This window comes from Desulfosarcina sp. (assembly GCF_041551955.1).
GTDB lineage: Bacteria > Desulfobacterota > Desulfobacteria > Desulfobacterales > Desulfosarcinaceae > Desulfosarcina.
The window spans coordinates 1-4411 of record NZ_JBFELV010000426.1 but is presented as its reverse complement, the minus strand read 5'-3'; the positions used below and the strand labels follow the sequence as shown (position 1 = coordinate 4411).

Sequence of the window (4411 nt, the reverse complement as noted above, 5' to 3'; positions counted from 1 at the left end):
GTCGAGCTGCCATGGTTGAGCACCACGAGCTGGAAAACCGGCTCCACCGCTCGGAGAAAATGGAGGCCCTCGGCCTGCTGGCCGGCGGGGTGGCCCATGACCTGAACAACATTCTCAGCGGGCTGGTCAGCTACCCGGAACTGCTCCTGATGGATCTTCCCGAAGCAAGCCCCCTTCGCGGCCCCATCCGAACCATCGAAACATCGGGCAAGCGGGCGGCGGCTATCGTTCAGGATCTGCTGACCCTGGCCCGGCGCGGGGCGGCTGTGTCCCAGGTGACCAACCTCAACCGAATCGTCAGCGACTACCTGCAGTCCCCGGAACATCAGAAGCTGAAACAGTATCACCCCAACGTTTCCTTCGAAATCAATCTGGACGATTGCCTGATGGATGTCAAGGGATCTCCTGTCCACCTGTCCAAAACCGTGATGAACCTGGTATCCAATGCCGCCGAGGCGGCTGATCCGGCCAAAGGATTCATCTCCTTGTCCACCCGCAGCCAGTATGTGGACCATCCCATCCGGGGCTACGACGAGGTCAAGGAAGGCGACTATGCCGTGCTGACGGTGACCGATGACGGCAGCGGCATCGCCCCCGAGGACCTGAAACGGATTTTCGAACCCTTTTACTCGAAGAAGGCCATGGGTAGGAGCGGCACGGGATTGGGCATGGCGGTGGTGTGGGGTACGGTAAAGGACCACAACGGATATATCGACGTGGTCAGCACCCAAGGCCGGGGAACCCGCTTCGCGCTCTATTTTCCGGTGACCCGGGAAACCCGCCAGACCGACATCGAAAACCGCTCCCTGGATGGGCTGCAAGGCCGCGGCGAAACCATCCTGGTCGTGGATGACATCCCGGAGCAGCGGGAAATTGCCACGCGCATCCTGACCCGCCTGGGTTACGCGGTAGAATCGGTCCCCAGTGGTGAGGCGGCGGTCGACTACATGAAGACGGGGCAGGCGGACCTGCTGGTCCTGGACATGATCATGGATCCGGGCATGGACGGCCTGGACACCTATCGGGAAATTCTCAAGATCCACCCGGGCCAGAAGGCGGTCATCGCCAGCGGCTTTTCCGAAAACGACCGCGTCCGGGAGGCCCATCGCCTCGGCGCGTCCCAGTATGTCAAAAAGCCCTATACCCTGGAGCGCATCGGCACGGCCGTGAAAACCGAGCTGGAATCGAATTAACCCCAATGTTGTATGAACAGCATGGATAAAGATAGCTAAACAAAAGGTATCATAATGAATATAAACAGGTTTCTACCAGCCTCTGGATGTCACCAACGGTGAATTCCAAGATGCGGTTCTCCAGAAAGCTCAAGTTCAAAACTATTACCAATCAACCCAGTTTGTCATTCCAGACGCAGCGTAGCGAAGATCCGGAATCCAGGAAGATTCATGGGGGGGGGTTGGATTCCCGCTTTCGCGGGAATGACACCAAAAAAGAGACCTTCTTGAGTTTTATAGATAACCGTATTCCAAGAATAGCTCAGTTTTTCTTATTGTGTTTACCTTCCAGGAAAGCTGGGGTTAACCGAACAGCCGCGTGATCTCGTCCACATCAAAATGCGGCCAAGCCACCGGGATCTCTTTTTCCACGGCATCGATGCCGGGTCCGGCCTCGGTGACCACCCCGATATCCGTGGCCACGATAGCGGCTTTCTTCATTGCGGACAGCAACCGGCCGGCGCGGTCCGGCCGGCAGCAGACGAGCAGGCTGCCGGATCCGATAAGCCCCAAAGGATCGATGCCCAATACCTCCGCCATTCGTCGTGTCTGGGGAAAAACCGGCAGCGCATCCCGCTGGATGCGGATTCCCCGGCCACCGGCCTGGCTCAACTCCGTCACGGCCGTGGCGATGCCACCCTCGGTCACATCGTGAAGCGCCGAGATCCCACCGACGTCCCAGGCAATCCTGGCTTCCGGCAGGACGCTGATCATGGACTGAAACCGGCTGCAGGCATCGATCTCGGCTGCGGTCATTCCCTTTTCCAAAAGCAGCTCCCTGAACTCGGCAGCGATGATGGCGGTGCCTTCCACGGCGATGCCCTTGGTCACCAGCACACGGTCGCCGGGAGCCATCCGTCGCTTTTGGATCAGGTCCTTGCGGGCGATCGTGCCGGCCATCATGCCGGTCACCACCGGCCGGCAGACGGCATCGGTGATCTCCGTGTGCCCCCCGCACAGGGTGATGCCGCAGGCCCTGCAGGTCGCATGAAGCTCGGCAAAGATACGCCGCACCTGGTCCCGCGAGAATCCACAGGGAAGCAACAGGGTGGCCAGCATCCAGCGGGCGTCGGCGCCGGCGGTGGCCATGTCGTTGGCATTGATCAGGACCGCATACCGGCCGATGGATTCGGTGGCGAACGTGATCGGATCGGATTTGAGCACCAGCACTTCCCGACCATGGATGTCCACGGCAGCCGCATCCTCACCCACCGACGGCCCCACAATCACCGACGGGTCTTGGATGCGATACCTGTCCAACAGTTTCCCGAGAAAGGCGTTGGGCAGTTTGCCGGCCGGAAGCGAGACCCCGTCGACCAGAATCGGTTCCAGATCCAAAAGCGTGTCGACGACAAACCGGCAGTCAAGGTGCTCTGGAGTCGGCCGGCCGTTGGTCAGATAGGCCGTCAGGGCCCCGGCATCCCCACCGGCCTGCATGTCGAAGAGAAAATCGCCCACCACCAGCACGTGGGCGGGATCCACGCCCATGTTCCGGGCGGCCAGCAGCACCCCTTCACCGGAAGGCTTGATTTTCACCGGATCTTCACGGGTGACCATGACGTCGATATCACCCACACGAAGGGTGGAGAAATTTTCCAGGGCCCGGGTCACCGAGGCGCGGCTGTTGCGGGTCAGAATGCCCACCGGCAGGCCGGCCGCTTTAATTGAGCCGACGAGCTGCTCGGCACCGGCATTGGGCCGCGACGCCACGGCCCCGTCCAGTTCGAACCGATCCAATTGCCGGGCCATATCATGGCGCTGCACAGGGTCGCCGACGCCGGCCATGAACTCCAACACGGGAACGTCATCCGGGCATCCGATGGCCCTTTTGATCACGGAGAAATCCAGGGATCCCGGCCGGGTCAGGGTGCCGTCAAAGTCGAAAAGAACGGCGTCAATTCGGTAGGGTGCGTTGGCCATGGGTTCACCCGGCGCCTGGATCAGGGAAGAGGTTGACCGACTGCTCCTGGAGTTTAAATTTCTGGACCTTGCCGCTGGCAGTCAAGGGGAAGCTGTCCACGAATGCGACATACTGGGGAATCTTGTAGCGGGCGATCTGCCCCCGGCAGAAATCCTTCACGTCGCTCTCGGTGATATCCGCCCCCGCTTTCAGGATAATGAAAGCACCCACCGCCTCCCCGTACTTCTGGCTGGGCACCCCCACGACCTGGACGTCCATGACGCCTTCCATGCCGAACAGAAATTCCTCGACCTCCCGGGGATAGATGTTCTCCCCGCCGCGGATGATCATGTCCTTGTGGCGGCCGGTGATGGCCAGGTAGCCGTCCGCGTCCAGAACACCCAGGTCGCCGGAATGGAGCCACCCGTCGGCATCGATGGCCATGGCCGTCGCCTCGGGCATCTTGTAGTAGCCCTTCATCACGCTGTATCCCCGGCAGCACACCTCCCCCTGCTGTCCGGCCGGCAGGGGAATACCGGATTGCGGGTCCACGATCTTGATCTCGATCTGAGGCATGGCCCGCCCAACGGTTTCCGTGCGCCGCCGCAGATCGTCGTCGGGCAGGGTCTGGGTCATCACCGGAGAATTCTCGGTAAGGCCGTAGCAGATGGTTATTTCGTTCATGTGCATGCGGTCCATGACCTGGCGCATCACCTGCACCGGGCACGGAGAACCGGCCATGATGCCGGTCCGCAGGGAGGAGAAGTCGAACTTGTCGAACAGGCGATGCTCCAGCATGGCGATGAACATCGTGGGAACGCCGTAAAGGGCCGTGCAGCGCTCCTGCTCCACGGAGGCCATCGTCTGGACCGGATCGAACGTTTCTAAGATCACCATGGCAGCGCCGTGGCTTACGGCGGCCAGCACCCCCAGCACGCACCCGAAGCAGTGAAACAGGGGTACCGGCAGACAGAGCCGGTCCTGCGCGGTGAATCGCTGGTTTTCACCGATCCACCAGCCGTTGTTGCCGATGTTGTGGTGGGAGAGCATCACCCCCTTGGGAAAGCCGGTGGTACCGGAGGTGTACTGCATGTTGACCACGTCGTGGACGTCCAGATCGGCCTGGCGGGACGCGTACTGGCTGTCGGTCACCAGAGGCGCAAGGGCCATGATCTCCGGCAGGCTGTAGATGCCCCGGTGCTTCTCCTGACCCAGGAAGCAGACACGGCGCAGCCGGGGAAAACGCCGGCTGGCCAGCCGCCCGCGCTCCCGTATTTTC

The 4411-nt window shown here is 61.2% G+C and carries 3 protein-coding genes; 1 reads left to right on the top strand and 2 read right to left on the bottom strand.

The genetic code is table 11. The annotated features are described in order from the left end of the window. Positions 1 to 1193: ATP-binding protein (locus tag ABYV26_RS21715; RefSeq protein ID WP_372683451.1), on the top strand; the 1193-nt coding region annotated here is incomplete at its 5' end. A 342-nt stretch (positions 1194 to 1535) separates the two neighbouring features. On the opposite strand, the gene ABYV26_RS21710 is transcribed toward ABYV26_RS21715, so the two are convergent. Further along, positions 1536 to 3152, bottom strand: coding sequence for an AIR synthase-related protein (locus ABYV26_RS21710; protein WP_372683450.1), 1617 nt, complete (start codon positions 3150 to 3152; stop codon positions 1536 to 1538). A 4-nt stretch (positions 3153 to 3156) separates the two neighbouring features. Then, a partial coding sequence (locus ABYV26_RS21705) for an AMP-binding protein (protein ID WP_372683449.1) occupies positions 3157 to 4411 on the bottom strand: 1255 nt, incomplete at its 5' end.